At 61.1% G+C, this 16660-nt stretch carries 12 protein-coding genes and 1 tRNA gene; all 13 read left to right on the forward strand.

Features of this window, described 5'->3' with window-relative positions; translation table 11 throughout:
• A partial coding sequence (locus ACFSJC_RS11685; protein ID WP_386026844.1) for an EF-Tu C-terminal domain-related protein occupies positions 1–453 on the forward strand: 453 nt, incomplete at its 5' end.
• Between the two features lie 66 nt (positions 454–519).
• Positions 520–595 (forward strand) — tRNA-Trp (locus ACFSJC_RS11690).
• A 33-nt stretch (positions 596–628) separates the two neighbouring features.
• Positions 629–1006, forward strand: a complete 378-nt coding sequence (gene secE / locus ACFSJC_RS11695) for a preprotein translocase subunit SecE (RefSeq protein ID WP_386026846.1) — start codon at positions 629–631, stop codon at positions 1004–1006.
• A 2-nt stretch (positions 1007–1008) separates the two neighbouring features.
• On the forward strand, positions 1009–1542 hold the full coding sequence (gene nusG, locus ACFSJC_RS11700) for a transcription termination/antitermination protein NusG (RefSeq protein WP_386026848.1): 534 nt from the start codon (positions 1009–1011) through the stop codon (positions 1540–1542).
• A gap of 162 nt (positions 1543–1704) precedes the next feature.
• Positions 1705–2139: a 50S ribosomal protein L11 gene (rplK, locus tag ACFSJC_RS11705; protein ID WP_386026850.1), complete on the forward strand. Its 435-nt coding sequence runs from the start codon at positions 1705–1707 to the stop codon at positions 2137–2139.
• Positions 2139–2834, forward strand: coding sequence for a 50S ribosomal protein L1 (gene rplA, locus ACFSJC_RS11710; protein WP_386026852.1), 696 nt, complete (start codon positions 2139–2141; stop codon positions 2832–2834). Before rplK ends, rplA begins: the two co-directional genes overlap by 1 nt.
• Positions 2835–3110: 276 nt before the next feature.
• Positions 3111–3638, forward strand: coding sequence for a 50S ribosomal protein L10 (rplJ, locus tag ACFSJC_RS11715; RefSeq protein WP_386026854.1), 528 nt, complete (start codon positions 3111–3113; stop codon positions 3636–3638).
• A gap of 59 nt (positions 3639–3697) precedes the next feature.
• Positions 3698–4075 carry a 50S ribosomal protein L7/L12 gene (gene rplL / locus ACFSJC_RS11720; RefSeq protein WP_386026857.1) on the forward strand — a complete coding sequence of 126 codons (378 nt, stop codon included), beginning with the start codon at positions 3698–3700 and terminating at the stop codon, positions 4073–4075.
• Positions 4076–4306: 231 nt separating this feature from the next.
• Positions 4307–8482 carry a DNA-directed RNA polymerase subunit beta gene (gene rpoB / locus ACFSJC_RS11725; RefSeq protein WP_386026859.1) on the forward strand — a complete coding sequence of 1392 codons (4176 nt, stop codon included), beginning with the start codon at positions 4307–4309 and terminating at the stop codon, positions 8480–8482.
• Positions 8483–8708: 226 nt separating this feature from the next.
• A complete protein-coding gene (gene rpoC, locus ACFSJC_RS11730) occupies positions 8709–13241 on the forward strand; it encodes a DNA-directed RNA polymerase subunit beta' (protein ID WP_386026862.1) in 4533 nt (1510 codons plus the stop codon).
• Between the two features lie 273 nt (positions 13242–13514).
• Positions 13515–13889, forward strand: a complete 375-nt coding sequence (gene rpsL / locus ACFSJC_RS11735; protein WP_007040446.1) for a 30S ribosomal protein S12 — start codon at positions 13515–13517, stop codon at positions 13887–13889.
• 60 nt (positions 13890–13949) lie between these two features.
• Positions 13950–14420: a 30S ribosomal protein S7 gene (rpsG, locus tag ACFSJC_RS11740; RefSeq protein WP_007040447.1), complete on the forward strand. Its 471-nt coding sequence runs from the start codon at positions 13950–13952 to the stop codon at positions 14418–14420.
• 54 nt (positions 14421–14474) lie between these two features.
• Positions 14475–16571 carry an elongation factor G gene (gene fusA / locus ACFSJC_RS11745; protein WP_386026864.1) on the forward strand — a complete coding sequence of 699 codons (2097 nt, stop codon included), beginning with the start codon at positions 14475–14477 and terminating at the stop codon, positions 16569–16571.
• Positions 16572–16660: the final 89 nt, after the last annotated feature.

The following is a 16660-nucleotide window of genomic DNA, read 5'->3' on the forward strand; positions in this document are numbered from 1 at the left end:
ATCGTTGGTATCAAAGACACCGTCAAGACCACCTGCACCGGCGTCGAGATGTTCCGCAAGCTGCTCGACCAAGGTCAGGCCGGCGACAACATCGGTGCGCTGCTGCGTGGCACCAAGCGTGAGGACGTCGAGCGCGGTCAGGTGTTGGCCAAGCCGGGTTCCATTACCCCGCACACCCACTTCGAAGCCGAAGTGTACGTGCTGAGTAAGGAAGAGGGTGGTCGTCACACGCCCTTCTTCAACGGCTACCGTCCGCAGTTCTACTTCCGGACCACCGATGTCACCGGCGCCTGCGATCTGCCGGAAGGGATCGAGATGGTCATGCCTGGCGATAACGTCAAGATGACGGTCAAGCTGATCGCGCCGATCGCGATGGAAGAAGGTTTGCGCTTTGCGGTACGTGAAGGTGGCCGTACCGTCGGTGCCGGCGTCGTCTCCAAGATCATCGAGTGATCTTTGTTTTACCGGCGCGTGATTCGGGCTATTCTCGGAGAGCGCGCCGCGAGTTGACATAGTTTTAGGCCAGTAGCTCAATTGGCAGAGCAGCGGTCTCCAAAACCGCAGGTTGGGGGTTCGAGTCCCTCCTGGCCTGCCATTTAACCCATCGCTTAAGCGGCAGGCGATTTTCATGAATTCACGTGTAGAGGCCCGTGGCGCCAGCTTGGATTCAATCAAGCTGGCTGTCGCCGCATTTCTGTTGGTAATTGGTATTTTTGCCTTTTACTACTTTTCGAGTGTGTCGACCCTCTTGCGTGTCGTCGGCCTGCTGGCAGTCAGTGGGGCGGCGATCGCTGTCGCCTTCCAGACCGAGCGTGGTCATATCCTTTGGCAATTCGTCTCTGACGCGCGGATGGAAGTTCGCAAGGTCGTGTGGCCGACGCGTCAGGAAACGCTGCAGACGACGCTTGTCGTCGTCGTTATGGTGCTGATTCTCGGCATCGTTTTGTGGCTTTTCGATATGGTCTTGATGACGATCCTGCGATTCCTGACCGGCCAAGGGGGCTGAAGATGTCGATGCGTTGGTACGTCATCCATGCCTACTCGGGCTTTGAGGGGCAGGTCAAGCGTTCGCTGGAGGATCGGATAAAGCGGGCTGGGCTTGAGGATCAGTTCGGCATGATTCTCGTTCCGACCGAAGAGGTCGTCGAGATGCGCGGAGGCCAGCAGCGCAAGAGCGAACGCAAGTTCTTTCCCGGTTACGTCCTCATCAACATGGAAATGACCGACGAGACCTGGCATCTCGTCAAGAGCGTTCCCAAGGTCATGGGCTTCATTGGCGGAACGGGCGATCGTCCGGCCCCAGTGCCGGATTCCCAGGCTCAGGTTATTCTTCAGCGTTTGGAAGAAGGTGGCGAGAAGCCTCGTCCAAAGGTGCTCTATGAGCCTGGTGAGGTAGTGCGCGTGGTCGATGGTCCCTTCACCGATTTCAATGGTGTCGTCGAGGATGTCGATTACGACAAGAGTCGAGTCAAGGTCTCGGTACTGATCTTCGGACGTTCGACGCCGGTTGATCTCGAATTCTCCCAGGTCGAGAAAGGCTAATCGGCGGAGGTGCCCGCTCGGGTTTCCTCCAACCAAGATCCTGAAATGAAGCGTGACCGAGCCCGGTTTCCGGTTCGGTCTTCATATCCTGTCCCCGTCGTGGGGCACTTCCGGGGAGCCAGGGCTTCCGTCTCTGGCGATCGCACCCATTGGAGACATATCGTGGCAAAGAAAATCAATGCCTATATCAAGCTGCAGGTCAAGGCAGGTGAGGCTAATCCTAGCCCTCCGGTCGGTCCTGCGCTTGGTCAGCATGGCGTGAACATCATGGAGTTCTGCAAGGCGTTCAATGCGCGCACGCAGGACATGGAAAAGGGTCTGCCGACGCCGGTCGTCATCACCGTTTACTCCGATCGCAGCTTCACCTTCATTACCAAGACTCCGCCTGCTTCGGTTCTGCTGAAGAAGACGTTGGGCATCCCGAAGGGTAGCTCGAATCCGAATACCAACAAAGTCGGTACCGTGACCCGCGAGCAACTCGAACAGGTTGCGACCATCAAAATGCCCGATTTGAGCGCCGCCGATATGGACGCCGCCGTTCGTACTATCGCTGGCAGTGCACGGGCGATGGGTCTCAATGTCGAGGGGGTGAACTAATGGCTGGTCTGTCCAAACGTGTGCGTGCGATCCGCGAGCGGGTCGAGCAGGGCAAGGCATACCCCGCTGAGGAGGCGTTCGCGCTTCTGAAGGAGTTGTCTCAGGTCAAGTTCGCCGAAAGCGTCGATGTCGCTGTTAATCTCGGTGTCGATCCGCGTAAGTCCGATCAGGTCGTGCGTGGTTCCACCGTGCTGCCCCATGGTATTGGCAAGACCGTTCGAGTTGCCGTATTCGCTCAGGGCGCCGGTGCCGAGGCAGCGAAGGAAGCTGGCGCGGATCGTGTCGGTTTCGAAGATCTGGCTGAAGAGATGAAGGCAGGTCAGCTTGACTATGATGTCGTCATCGCCTCGCCCGATGCGATGCGTATCGTCGGTCAGTTGGGTAAGGTGCTGGGTCCTCGCGGTCTCATGCCTAACCCCAAGGTCGGCACTGTGTCGCCGGATGTCGCCGAGGCCGTGCGCAACGCCAAGGCTGGCCAGGTTCGTTATCGGACCGACAAGGGCGGCATCATTCATTGTCCGCTCGGCAAGGTCGACTTCGAGCCGGAGAAGCTGCGCGAGAATCTGGAGGCGTTGCTGGGCAGCCTTATGAAGGCGAAGCCTACCTCTGCGAAGGGTGTCTACATGCAGCGGGTGACCGTTTCCAGCACCATGGGTCCTGGTTTGACGATCGACCATTCTGGCCTGAGCATGTGATTTCGCAATCCCGGCGCCTGAGTGCCGGGATGTTCTAGGTTTCTTTGAGGTCTCGGCAACCGCCGGAGGCCGTCAAAGACCGCAGGTGTCTCGTTGATCGATCGGAGTGACGTCGATGGGACTTAATGCATCCGACGCCTGCGCAGACGGTGCTCCCGAGTCAGGTTGTTTTGCTGATGAAGGCGCACATTTCTGGCGTGCCATGGAATCGCGGGATGCGGTTCGCGGGGATGCCGCCCGACCTCGGTCGGGTTATCTAGTTCAGAGGTGACGACAGTGGCGCTAAATTTTGCGCAAAAAGAAGCAATCGTCGCCGAAGTCGCGGAAGTCGCTAAGAGCGCCTATTCGGCCATCGGTGCCGAATACCGGGGCTTGACCGTCGAGCAATTGACCAAGCTGCGCGTGGAAGCACGCAAGTCAGGCGTCTATGTTCGCGTGGTTAAGAATACCCTGGCGCGGCGCGCGCTGGAAGACACAGATTTCGCCTGCATGCGAGATGGGCTGACCGGCCCTATGATTCTCGCCTTCTCGCAGGAAGATCCTGGTGCCGCAGCGCGCGTTGTCGAGGCATTTGCGAAGGAGCACGACAAATTCCAGGTGCGCTTGGTCGCCCTGGGCGGCAAGCTGCTTGATCCATCGGATATTGGCGCCCTCGCCAAGATGCCGACTTACGATCAGGCGGTCAGCATGCTGATGTCGGTCATGAAGGCTCCGGTGCAGAAGCTCGCAGCGACCATCAACGAGGTGCCGGGCAAGCTGGTCCGCACCATTGCCGCGATTCGCGATGCCAAAGAGGCCGCCTGATCGGCGTCCTCGATCCATCAGCAATCCGATTACCCCGATTTAGACTTTAGGAGAAACCCATGGCCGTTTCGAAAGAAGACATTCTCGAAGCGATTGGCAACATGACCGTGCTTGAGGTCGTCGATCTCATCAGCGCGATGGAAGAGAAGTTCGGCGTGACCGCCGCTGCCGCCGTCGCCGTCGCCGCTCCTGGCGCGGGTGCGGATGCAGCTCCTGCTGAAGAGCAGACCGAGTTCGACGTCATTCTGACCTCCTTCGGCGCCAACAAGGTTGGCGTCATCAAGGCCGTTCGCGGTCTCACCGGTCTCGGCCTGAAGGAAGCGAAGGACGCCGTCGAAGGCGTTCCGACCACCCTGAAGGAAGGCATCTCCAAGGCCGAAGCCGAAGCGGCCAAGAAGGAGCTCGAAGAGGCTGGCGCCAGCGTCGAAATCAAGTAACGGCGCATTGCGTCGCTACGTCTTCGACGAAGCGTTCGGGCTGGCGGCGACAAGCCGCCGGCCTTTTCCCGTTGGGTCGAGACAGCCCGACGGCGTGCCCTGGTTTGGGGACGTCGCCGCGTGCGGCGCTGATCACGCTATCGGTTTGATGCTCGTACCTTGCCGTCTGCAACCCGCATCAGAGTTCACGCCCCGTCAGGGACCCAAGCAAGCACCTCGAGGGAAGGCATAATGGCCTATTCGTTCACCGAAAAAAAGCGCATCCGCAAAGACTTCGGCAAGCGTCCCAGCATTCTGGACGTGCCGTTTCTCCTGGCGACGCAGATTGGCTCCTACAAGGAGTTCCTGCAAGCCGATAGTGCGGTCAAGGATCGCAGAGAGGTGGGGCTTCATGCCGCGTTCAAGTCGGTCTTCCCGATCGAGAGCTATTCCGGAAACGCCGTCCTCGAATATGTGAAGTATCGGCTCGGCGAGCCGGTCTTCGACGAGCGCGAGTGTCATCTGCGTGGTGCCACCTTCGCTGCTCCGCTGCGTGTGCTGCTGCGTTTGGTGATCTACGACAAGGATGCCCCGGCAGGCTCCAAGGTCGTGAAGGATATCCGCGAGCAAGAGGTCTACATGGGCGAACTGCCGCTCATGACCGAGACCGGTACCTTCATCATCAACGGCACCGAGCGTGTCATCGTTTCGCAGCTCCATCGTTCGCCGGGTGTCTTCTTCGATCACGACAAGGGCAAGACCCACTCGTCGGGGAAGCTGCTCTTCTCGGCGCGCGTGATTCCCTATCGCGGTTCCTGGCTCGACTTCGAGTTTGATCCCAAGGACAACGTCTTTGTGCGCATCGACCGTCGTCGCAAATTGCCGGCGACCGTGCTGCTGCGCGCCCTCGGTTACAGCGTGGAAGAGATCCTCGCTCGGTTCTTCGAGACCGATACCTTCCGCATTCAGGGGCGAACCCTCACCCTGGATCTGGTTCCCGAGCGTTTGCGCGGCGAGACCGTGGGTTTCGATGTCAAGATCGGAGACGAGGTTCTGGTCGAGTCCGGTCGTCGCGTGACCGCACGCCACATTCGCGAACTCCAGAAGGCGGGTGTCGACCGCCTAGAGGTGCCCGCCGAGTTCCTGCTCGGTCGCATCTTGAGTCAGGCTCAGGTCGATACCGAGACGGGTGAGGTGTTCGCCGAGGCGAACGAGCCCATCACCCCCGAACTGCTGGAGACCCTGCTCCAAAAGGGTATCGAGACGCTCGAAACCCTGTTCGTCAACGATCTCGATCAGGGTCCCTATATTTCCGAGACCCTGCGCATCGATACGACCACCAACGATCTGGAGGCGCAGGTCGAGATCTATCGCATGATGCGTCCGGGCGAGCCGCCGACCAAGGAGGCCGCTCAGAACCTGTTCCACAACCTCTTCTTCACCCCGGACCGCTACGACCTTTCAGCGGTCGGTCGCATGAAGTTCAACCGACGTCTTGGGCGGGCCTCAGAGGAGGGGCCTGGCGTCGTCTATGACGGGCGTTATTTCGCCGCCCGGACCGACGAGTTCTCCAAGAAGCTCTATGAGGAGTTCGGCGACGGGACCTCCGACATCGTCGATGCGCTCAAGGTGCTGGTCGAGCTACGTAACGGTCGCGGCACGGTCGACGACATCGATCACCTCGGCAACCGTCGCATCCGTTGCGTCGGTGAGATGGCGGAGAACCAGTTCCGTGTCGGTCTGGTCCGTGTCGAGCGCGCGGTCAAGGAGCGTCTGTCCCTGGCCGAGTCCGAGGGACTGATGCCGCAGGAGCTGATCAACGCCAAGCCGGTCTCGGCGGCGATCAAGGAGTTCTTCGGTTCCAGTCAGCTCTCGCAGTTCATGGACCAGAACAATCCGTTGTCCGAGGTTACCCACAAGCGCCGCGTCTCGGCGCTTGGTCCTGGCGGTCTGGCGCGCGAGCGCGCCGGCTTCGAGGTGCGCGACGTGCACCCGACGCATTACGGTCGCGTCTGCCCGATCGAGACCCCTGAAGGCCCGAACATCGGCCTGATCAATTCGCTGGCCGTCTACGCGCGGACCAACTCTTACGGCTTCCTCGAAACCCCCTACATCAAGGTGGAGAACGGGCTGGTCACCAAAGAGATCGACTATCTCTCGGCGATCGAGGAAGGCAACTACGTTATCGCCCAGGCCAACGCCACCCTGGGGGAGAACGGCGAGCTGACCGACGCTTTGGTCTCCTGCCGTCACGCGAACGAGTTCACCATGCGTCCCCCGGAGGAGGTCCAGTACATGGACGTCTCTCCGCGTCAGATCGTCTCGGTGGCCGCGTCGCTGATCCCCTTCCTTGAGCACGACGACGCCAACCGCGCCCTCATGGGCTCGAACATGCAACGTCAGGCCGTTCCGACGCTGCGCGCCGAGAAGCCGCTGGTCGGTACCGGCATGGAGCGCGTGGTCGCCAAGGATTCGGGCGTCTGCGTGGTCGCGCGTCGCGGCGGTACGATCGAGTCGGTGGATGCCGCGCGAATCGTCGTGCGCGTCAACGACGACGAGGCGGTGCCGGGCGTGCCGGGCGTGGATATCTACAACCTCACCAAATACACGCGCTCGAACCAGAACACATGTATCAATCAGCGTCCGCTGGTCAAGCCCGGCGATCTGATCGCGCGTAGCGACGTGCTGGCCGACGGTCCCTCGACCGACATGGGCGAACTGGCGCTGGGGCAGAACCTGCGCGTCGCCTTCATGTGCTGGAACGGCTACAACTTCGAGGACTCCATCCTCATCTCCGAGCGTGTAGTGCAGGAAGACCGCTTCACCAGCATCCATATCGAGGAGCTGTCCTGTCTGGCTCGCGACACCAAGCTGGGGCCGGAAGAGATCACCGGCGATATCCCGAATGTCGGCGAGTCGGCGCTGTCCAAGCTCGACGAGTCCGGTATCGTCTATGTCGGCGCCGAGGTGCGCGACGGCGATATCCTGGTCGGCAAGGTGACGCCCAAGGGCGAGACCCAGCTGACCCCCGAGGAGAAGCTGCTGCGCGCCATCTTCGGCGAGAAGGCCTCGGACGTGAAGGACACCTCGCTGCGTCTGCCCACGGGCATGAACGGCACCGTGGTCGACGTCCAGGTCTTCACGCGCGACGGCGTCGAAAAGGACAAGCGCGCGATGCAGATCGAGGAAATGGAGCTCGAGCGCGTGCGCAAGGACTTCGCCGACCAGCAGCGCATCATGGAGAACGATACCTTCCATCGTGTCGAGAAGATGCTGATCGGCAAGGTGGCCGACGGTGGACCCGGTGGTCTCAAGCCCGGCTCCAAGATCACCAAGTCCTATCTCCAGGGGCTCCTGGAAAAGGGATCGCGCGATCAGTGGTTCGAGATCCGCATGCAGGACGAGGAGATCGCGACCCAGATCGAGGCGGTCGCGGCCCAGGTCAAGCAGCAGCGCGAGGAATTCCGCGAGCGCTACGAGGTCAAGAAGCGCAAGATCGCCAGCGGCGACGATCTCGCCCCGGGCGTGCTCAAGATGGTCAAGGTCTACGTGGCCGTGAAGCGTCGCATCCAGCCGGGCGACAAGATGGCGGGTCGTCACGGGAACAAGGGTGTCATCTCCAAGGTGGTTCCGGTCGAGGATATGCCCTTCTCGGCCGACGGTGAGCCGGTGGACATCGTTCTGAACCCGCTGGGCGTGCCCTCGCGCATGAACGTGGGACAGGTTCTTGAGACCCATCTCGGCTGGGCGGCCAACGGTCTTGGCGACCGCATCAACCGCATGCTCAAGCGGCAGGCGGCGGTCGAGGAACTGCGCGCCTTCCTAGATCAGGTCTACAACAGCAGTGGCAAGCAGGAAGACATTCAGGGACTGTCCGACGACGAGATCTTGGCCTTGGCAGGCAATCTGACCAAGGGCGTGCCGCTCGCGACGCCGGTCTTCGACGGTGCGACCGAAGAGGAAATTCTCGCCATGCTCGCGCTGGCCGAACGCGACAACTCGGCGCAGGGTGTCCCGAACGGTCAGACCATCCTGTTCGACGGCCGCTCCGGCGATCAGTTCGAGCGCCCGGTCACGGTCGGCTATATGTATATGATCAAGCTGAATCACTTGGTCGACGACAAGATGCATGCCCGTTCGACTGGTCCGTACAGCTTGGTGACCCAGCAGCCGCTCGGCGGTAAGGCGCAGTTCGGTGGTCAGCGTTTCGGAGAGATGGAGGTGTGGGCGCTGGAGGCTTACGGTGCCGCCTATACCTTGCAGGAAATGCTCACGGTCAAGTCCGACGACGTCAATGGTCGTACCAAGATGTATAAAAACATCGTCGATGGCGATCATCGGATGGAAGCTGGCATGCCTGAGTCCTTCAACGTGCTCGTCAAGGAGATTCGCTCGCTCGCAATCAACATCGAGCTTCAGCAGGATTGAGAGGAAGGCGCTGAGGTGCGCGTTTTCGCGCACCTCGTGAATGGATAGGTTTCCGCGGGAACGATCGGATCTTGCCGATTGGCGTTTTACGCTGTGGTGGTCCTCGGAGCGTCTCGTGGCTCTCCCGTTCGTTTGCGTTCTTCTTGGATGTGGCGTTGCCCGGAGCCACATCAGGCGAATTTAGGGCCAGCGTTTAGCCGGTTATCCCAGGCAGGAGATAAAGGTCTTGAAAGATCTACTGAAAATCATCAAGCAACAGGGCCAGGCGCTCGAGTTCGACGCCATCAAGATCGGGCTTGCCTCCCCCGAGATGATCCGTTCCTGGTCCTATGGCGAGGTCAAGAAGCCCGAGACCATCAATTACCGCACCTTCAAGCCGGAGCGTGACGGTCTCTTCTGCGCCAAGATCTTCGGACCCATTACCGATTACGAGTGCATCTGCGGCAAGTACAAGCGTCTCAAGCACCGCGGCGTCGTTTGCGAGAAGTGCGGCGTCGAGGTCACCCTGGCCAAGGTGCGCCGCGAGCGCATGGGGCACATCGACCTGGCCAGCCCGGTCGCGCACATCTGGTTCCTCAAGTCGCTGCCGTCCCGTATCGGACTGCTGCTCGACATGACCCTGCGCGACATCGAGCGCATCCTCTATTTCGAGTCCTTCGTGGTCATCGATCCGGGTCTGGTGCAGGAGCTGGAGCGTGGCCAGCTGCTCAACGACGAGCAGTATCTGGACGCGCTTGAGGCCAACGGCGACGAGTTCGACGCCCGCATGGGTGCCGAGGCGGTCTTCGAGCTGCTGCGCACCATCGACATGCCCACCGAAATCCGCAAGATGCGCGAGGAGATCGAGGGCACCAACTCCGAGACCAAGATCAAGAAGCTCTCCAAGCGGCTCAAGCTGATGGAGTCGCTGCTCGCGTCCGGCAATCGTCCCGAGTGGATGATCCTGACCGTGCTGCCGGTGCTTCCGCCCGAGCTGCGTCCGTTGGTTCCGCTGGACGGCGGTCGTTTCGCGACCTCGGATCTCAACGATCTCTATCGTCGCGTCATCAACCGCAACAACCGTCTCAAGCGTCTGCTGGATCTGGTCGCGCCCGACATCATCGTGCGCAACGAGAAGCGCATGCTCCAGGAGTCGGTCGACGCCTTGCTCGACAACGGTCGTCGCGGTCGCGCCATCACGGGCACCAACAAGCGCCCGCTCAAGTCGCTTGCCGATATGATCAAAGGCAAGCAGGGGCGCTTCCGCCAGAACCTGCTCGGTAAGCGCGTCGATTACTCCGGGCGTTCGGTCATCGTGGTCGGCCCCTACCTCAAGCTGCATCAGTGCGGTCTGCCCAAGCGCATGGCGCTCGAGCTGTTCAAGCCGTTCATCTTCAGCAAGCTGCAGCTGCGCGGTCTGGCGGCGACGATCAAGGCGGCCAAGAAGATGGTCGAGCGCGGCACGGCCGAGGTTTGGGATATCCTCGAAGAGGTCATCCGCGAACATCCGGTCATGCTCAACCGTGCGCCGACCCTGCACCGTCTGGGCATCCAGGCGTTCGAGCCGGTGTTGATCGAGGGCAAGGCCATCCAGCTCCATCCGCTGGTCTGTACCGCCTTCAACGCCGACTTCGACGGCGACCAGATGGCCGTTCACGTGCCGCTCTCGCTGGAGGCCCAGCTGGAGGCGCGCGCGCTCATGATGGCCTCCAACAATATCCTTTCGCCCGCCAATGGCGAGCCCATCATCGTGCCTTCGCAGGACGTGGTGCTCGGGCTCTATTACATGACGCGTGAGCGCGTCGGTGCCAAAGGGGAGGGCAGTGCCTTCGCCGACATCGACGAGGCGCGTCGCGCCTATGAGACCGGCGCGGCCGATTTGCATGCGCGCTGTCGTGTGCGGATTCGCGAGATCATCAAGTCGAAAGACGGCACCTTGCGCGATGTGACCAGCGTCAAGACCACGACGCTCGGTCGCGCTCTGGTCTTCGCCATCGTGCCCGACGGCCTGCCGTTCGATCTGATCGACCGCCCGATGGGCAAGAAGCAGATTTCGATGCTGATCAATACCTGCTATCGCCGCCTCGGGCTCAAGGATACGGTCGTCTTCGCCGACCAGGTCATGTATCTGGGCTTCCGCATGGCGACCCGCGCGGGTGTCTCCATCGGTCTCGACGACATGGAGGTACCGCGCGACGAGGTGGATGCCAAGATGGACAAGGGCTCGCTGCTTGCCGCAGCCGAGACCGAGGTCAAGGAGATCCAGCAGCAGTACGCGTCTGGCTTGGTGACCAATGGCGAGCGTTACAACAAGGTCGTCGATATCTGGTCGCGCACCAACGATCAGGTCGCCAAAGCCATGATGAGCAAGCTGGGTACCGAGCAGACTGCCGGTAATCCTGGGTTCGAAGCGCAGCGTTTGGTGGCCGAATACCGTCAGGCGGTGGTGAATGCGCTGGAAGGCGAGGACCGGATGGCGGTCAAGCGCATCTTCGGCGAGTGGCAGACCAAGCTGAGCGAGGTCTGCGATCAATTGGCGCGAGGCGAAACGGATCTGACGGCCTTCCGCGAGACGTTCGACGCGCAGGTGGAGGAATATCGTCCGGCCGTGATGGCCTATGTCGAGATCGACAAGGTCAAGGGGCAGGAGCGGCGCGATCGCATCGTCTCCGCGTTCAAGGATGCCAAGAATCGCGTGGCCGACGAGCGCAGGCAGGATTCCTTCAATTCTATTTACATGATGGCCAACTCTGGTGCGCGTGGCTCCGCTCAGCAGATTCGTCAGTTGGCTGGTATGCGTGGTCTCATGGCCAAGCCGGACGGCTCCATCATCGAGACGCCCATCACGGCGAACTTCCGTGAAGGTCTGAACGTTATCCAGTACTTCATCTCGACCCACGGCGCGCGTAAGGGTCTTGCCGATACGGCGCTCAAGACCGCCAACTCGGGTTATCTCACCCGGCGTCTGGTCGACGTGGCGCAGGACATGGTCGTGCTGGAAGAGGACTGCGGCACCGAGCAGGGTCTGCTCATGGCGCCCATCATCGAGGGCGGCGACGTCGTCGAGCCGCTGCGCGAGCGTATCCTCGGTCGCGTCTGCGCCATCGACGTCTATCGTCCCGGCACCGACGAACTGGTCTGCTCGGCGGGAACGCTGTTGGATGAGAGCTGGGTCGAGCGCTTCGAGGAAGTGGGTATCGACCAGGTGCGGGTGCGTTCGCCCATCACCTGCGAATCGCGCCTCGGCGTTTGCGCCCAGTGTTACGGTCGCGATCTGGCGCGTGGTCATCGCGTCAACATGGGCGAATCGGTCGGTGTCATCGCGGCCCAGTCCATCGGCGAGCCAGGTACCCAGCTCACCATGCGGACCTTCCACATCGGTGGCGCGGCCTCGCGAGCGGCGGCCGTCAACAGTATCGACATCAAGAACGCCGGTTCGGCCCGTCTGCACAACATCAAGACGGTGCGGCACCACTCGGGCAACCTGGTTGCGGTTTCGCGCTCAGGCGAACTCACGGTCGTCGACGAGCGCGGCATGGAGAAGGAGCGTTACAAGGTGCCCTATGGCGCCACGTTGCGCGTCTCCGATGGCGATACGGTCAAGCCGGGCGACGTGGTCGCTAGCTGGGACCCGCATACCCACCCTGTGGTTACCGAGGTGGCGGGTACCCTGGAGTTCGAGGACTTCATCGAGGGTGTCACCGTTCAGGGGCAGGTCGACGACGTCACGGGTCTGACCTCGCTGGTCGTCATCGATCCCAAGCAGCGTCCCTCGGCCGGTAAGGATCTGCGGCCGATGGTGAAGCTGCTCGGCGACGACGGCACGGAGCTCAACATCGCGGGTACCGATCTGCCGGCGCGCTACGCCCTGTCTTCGGGCGCTATCGTCAGCGTCGCCAACGGCGCCAAGGTCGGTGTCGGCGACATCCTGGCGCGTATCCCGCAGGAGTCCTCCAAGACCCGCGACATCACGGGTGGTCTGCCGCGCGTCGCCGACCTCTTCGAGGCGCGCAAGCCCAAGGAGCCGGCGCTTCTGGCGGAGGCCAGCGGTACGATCGGTTTCGGTAAGGACACCAAGGGTAAGCAGCGTCTGGTCATCACCAAGGACGACGGCGAGACGGTCGAGGAGCTGATTCCGAAGTGGCGTCACGTCAACGTCTTCGAGGGCGAACGCGTGGAGCGCGGCGAGATGATCGCCGACGGCGAGCTGTCCTCGCATGACATCCTGCGTCTGAAGGGCGTGACCGCCCTGGCCGAGTATCTCGTCAAGGAGATCCAGGACGTCTATCGGCTGCAGGGCGTCAAGATCAACGACAAGCACATCGAGGTCATCGTGCGCCAGATGCTGCGTAAGGTCGAGATCACCGCGACCGGCGACACTCGCCTGCTGCGCGGCGAGCAGGTCGAGTACTCGCTGCTCCTGGACGAGAACAAGCGTGCCATGGCCGAGAACAAGCAGCCCGCGCTCTACGAGCCCCTGCTGCTGGGTATCACCAAGGCATCCTTGGCGACCGAGTCCTTCATCTCGGCGGCCTCCTTCCAGGAGACCACGCGTGTTCTCACCGAGGCGGCGGTGCGCGGATCGACCGACCGTCTGCTGGGCCTGAAGGAAAACGTCATCGTCGGCCGTCTGATTCCGTCGGGTACGGGCTTGGCCTATCATCAGGAGCGCCGTCGTCAGCGGATCTTGGATGGGCATGGCTCCTCCAAGGTCGAGATGGCGACCGAGGAGCTCGAAGAGGCGTTGAAGAAGGCCCTCAATACCTCGGAAGCAGGTTAAGGTGCCGCGAGCCCGAGCCTGTCATTCGTTCTTGATAGGATGTTGACAGGTAAGGGGTAGCTCCCTATACTGCTCTGTCTCAGCTAGCCGGCGATCTGCCGGCTAGTCTCATTTTCTTAGTCCGGTTCCTTGGTCTGGGCTCACCGCCCGGTCCCCGAGTCGATCGATTGCATTCGTGCGTCAAGCTGGTGGTGTTTGGCCGGCTGGGTTTCGTGCAGGTATTCGTTTGACTCTCGTGATTATGGCGCGAGGGCGCCGCTGGAGACTGATTGCATGGCAACGATCAACCAACTCGTCCGGAAGCCTCGCCGGCGCAACGTGGCCAAGTCCAACGTGCCCGCGTTGGAGGCGTGCCCGCAGCGCCGTGGCGTTTGTACGCGTGTCTATACCACGACCCCGAAGAAGCCGAACTCGGCTCTGCGTAAGGTCGCCCGCGTGCGCCTGACCAACGGCTTCGAGGTCGCCTCCTATATCGGTGGTGAAGGGCATAATCTTCAGGAGCACTCGGTGGTCCTGATCCGCGGGGGCCGCGTCAAGGACTTGCCTGGCGTGCGCTATCACACCGTGCGCGGCACGCTGGACACGTCTGGTGTCGAGAAGCGGCGTCAGGGTCGCTCCAAGTACGGCGCCAAGCGCCCGAAGAAGTGATTGTCGCTCAGCGATCCCTAGCAGCTAATTAGTTAACGACCAAGGTCGGAGTCTTAAGTCATGCCGAGAAGACGCGTTGCCGCCCGTCGCCAGATCCTCCCGGATCCGAAGCACGGAAGCGAATTGTTGACCAAGTTCATCAATATGATGATGGAAGACGGTAAAAAATCCGTCGCCGAGCGTATTATCTATAGCGCTCTGGATCAGGTTGCCGAGAAGAAAGGCGCCAAGCCGGTCGAGCTGCTCGAGCTGGCGATGGATAACGTGCGTCCGGCAGTCGAGGTCAAGTCCCGGCGTGTTGGTGGTGCGACCTATCAGGTGCCGGTCGAGGTGCGTCCGACGCGCCGCAATTCGCTGGCGATGCGTTGGCTCATCGACGCTGCACGCAAGCGTTCGGAAAAGTCCATGGCACAGCGCCTCGCTGGCGAGCTGATGGATGCGGCCGACTCGCGCGGTTCGGCAGTGAAAAAGAAAGAAGATACGCACCGCATGGCGGAGGCCAACAAGGCCTTCTCGCATTACCGCTGGTAGCGTTTGTTCTAGCGGTCTTTACGATCTTTAAGATTCATCAGGGCGGATTCAGTCGTGGCACGTAGCACACCCATCGAGCGGTATCGCAATCTTGGCATCATGGCTCACATTGATGCTGGGAAGACCACCACTACAGAGCGCATCCTTTTCTATACGGGTGTCTCCCACAAGATTGGCGAAGTGCACGATGGCGCTGCCACCATGGACTGGATGGAGCAGGAGCAGGAGCGTGGTATCACCATCACCTCCGCAGCGACGACCTGCTTCTGGAAGGGCATGGGTCACGACCGTCCTGAGCACCGCATCAACATCATCGACACCCCCGGACACGTCGACTTCACCATCGAGGTGGAGCGTTCGCTGCGTGTGCTGGACGGCGCCTGCGCGGTTTTCTGTGCGGTCGGCGGTGTCGAGCCTCAGTCCGAGACCGTCTGGCGTCAGGCCGACAAGTACGGCGTCCCGCGTCTTGCGTTCGTCAACAAGATGGACCGCATGGGTGCGAACTTCTTCCGTGTCGTTGGGCAGGTAAAGGACCGTTTGGGCGGCAATCCCGTTCCGATTCAGGTTCCGATCGGTGCCGAGGAAGACTTCAAGGGCGTCGTCGATCTGGTGAAGATGAAGGCCGTCTATTGGGACGATGCCTCTCGCGGCATGGAGTTCGAGCTGCGCGATATCCCTGAGGATCTGCTCGCGACCTGCGAAGAGTGGCGCGAGAAGATGGTCGAGGCAGCCGCCGAGGCCAGCGAAGAGCTGATGGAGAAGTATCTCGAAGGTGTCGAGCTGACCCTGGATGAAATCCAGTATGGTCTGCGTGCCCGTACGCTCAAGAGCGAGATCGTGCCCATGCTCTGCGGTACGGCCTTCAAGAACAAGGGCGTTCAGGCCATGCTGGACGCCGTGATCGACTACATGCCCTCTCCGGTCGATGTGCCCGCGATCAAGGGTATTCTCGACGACAAGGACGAGTCCGAGGGTGAGCGTCACGCCTCCGATGAAGAGCCGTTCGCCGCGCTCGCGTTCAAGATTGCGACCGACCCCTTCGTCGGCACCCTGACCTTCTTCCGTGTCTATTCCGGTGTCATCAAGTCCGGCGACACGGTCTACAACCCGGTCAAGAGCAAGAAGGAGCGTGTCGGCCGCATCCTGCAGATGCATGCCAACGAGCGTCAGGAACTCAAAGAGGTCCGTGCTGGCGACATCGCTGCGGCCGTTGGCCTGAAGGACGTCACCACCGGTGACACCCTGTGCGATCTCGGCAGCATCATCACCCTGGAGCGCATGGAGTTCCCGGAGCCGGTCATCTCGGTTGCGGTGGAGCCCAAGACCAAGAGCGACCAGGAGAAGATGGGCATCGCCTTGCAGAAGCTGGCGCAGGAAGACCCCTCCTTCCGTGTGCATACCGACGAGGAGTCGGGGCAGACCATCATCTCCGGAATGGGCGAGCTGCACCTGGAGATCATCGTCGACCGTATGCGTCGCGAGTTCAAGGTCGAGGCCAACGTGGGCGCGCCCCAGGTCAGTTATCGCGAAACCATCCGTGCGACCGTCGAGCAGGACACCAAGTTCGCTCGCCAGTCCGGTGGTCGCGGTCAGTACGGTCACGTTCTCATCCGTGTCGAGCCGCAGGAGGCCGGTGGCGGTTACGAATTCGTCAACGCGATCGTTGGCGGTACCGTGCCGAAGGAATACATTCCTGCGGTTGATAAGGGTATTCAGGAGGCCATGAAGAACGGCATTCTCGCCGGATTCCCCATGGTCGACGTCAAGGTCACGCTCTACGACGGTTCCTATCACGAGGTCGATTCGAGCGAAATGGCCTTCAAGATCGCAGGCTCCATGGCGATCAAGGAGGCGGCAGCCAAGGCCAAGCCAGTACTGCTTGAGCCCATCATGAAGGTCGAGGTCGTGACGCCAGAGGAGAACATGGGTGATGTCATGGGCGACTTGAACAGTCGTCGCGGCATGATTCAGGGAATGGATGATGCGCCGTCAGGCAAGATCATCCGTGCCGAGGTTCCTCTGTCCCAGATGTTCGGATATGCGACCGACCTGCGGTCGGCGACCCAGGGTCGCGCGACCTACAGCATGGAGTTCAGCAAGTACAACGAGGTGCCCGCCAGCATTGCCGAAGCGGTCTCCAAGAAACAGTAATTCAGTTATAGGTAGAGCGGGATGTCCAAAGAAAAATTCCAACGTAGCAAGCCCCACGTCAACGTCGGCACCATCGGCCACGTCGACCA

The organism is Thiorhodococcus fuscus, from assembly GCF_042682685.1.
Lineage (GTDB): Bacteria > Pseudomonadota > Gammaproteobacteria > Chromatiales > Chromatiaceae > Imhoffiella > Imhoffiella fuscus.

Excerpts from the sequence above, each read along its gene's own strand:
- secE (WP_386026846.1), top strand. The coding sequence starts at position 629 with ATGAATTCACGTGTAGAGGCCCGTGGCGCCAGCTTGGATTCAATCAAG.
- nusG (WP_386026848.1), top strand. The coding sequence starts at position 1,009 with ATGTCGATGCGTTGGTACGTCATCCATGCCTACTCGGGCTTTGAGGGG.
- rplA (WP_386026852.1), top strand. The coding sequence starts at position 2,139 with ATGGCTGGTCTGTCCAAACGTGTGCGTGCGATCCGCGAGCGGGTCGAG.
- rplL (WP_386026857.1), top strand. The coding sequence starts at position 3,698 with ATGGCCGTTTCGAAAGAAGACATTCTCGAAGCGATTGGCAACATGACC.
- rpoB (WP_386026859.1), top strand. The coding sequence starts at position 4,307 with ATGGCCTATTCGTTCACCGAAAAAAAGCGCATCCGCAAAGACTTCGGC.
- rpsL (WP_007040446.1), top strand. The coding sequence starts at position 13,515 with ATGGCAACGATCAACCAACTCGTCCGGAAGCCTCGCCGGCGCAACGTG.
- rpsG (WP_007040447.1), top strand. The coding sequence starts at position 13,950 with ATGCCGAGAAGACGCGTTGCCGCCCGTCGCCAGATCCTCCCGGATCCG.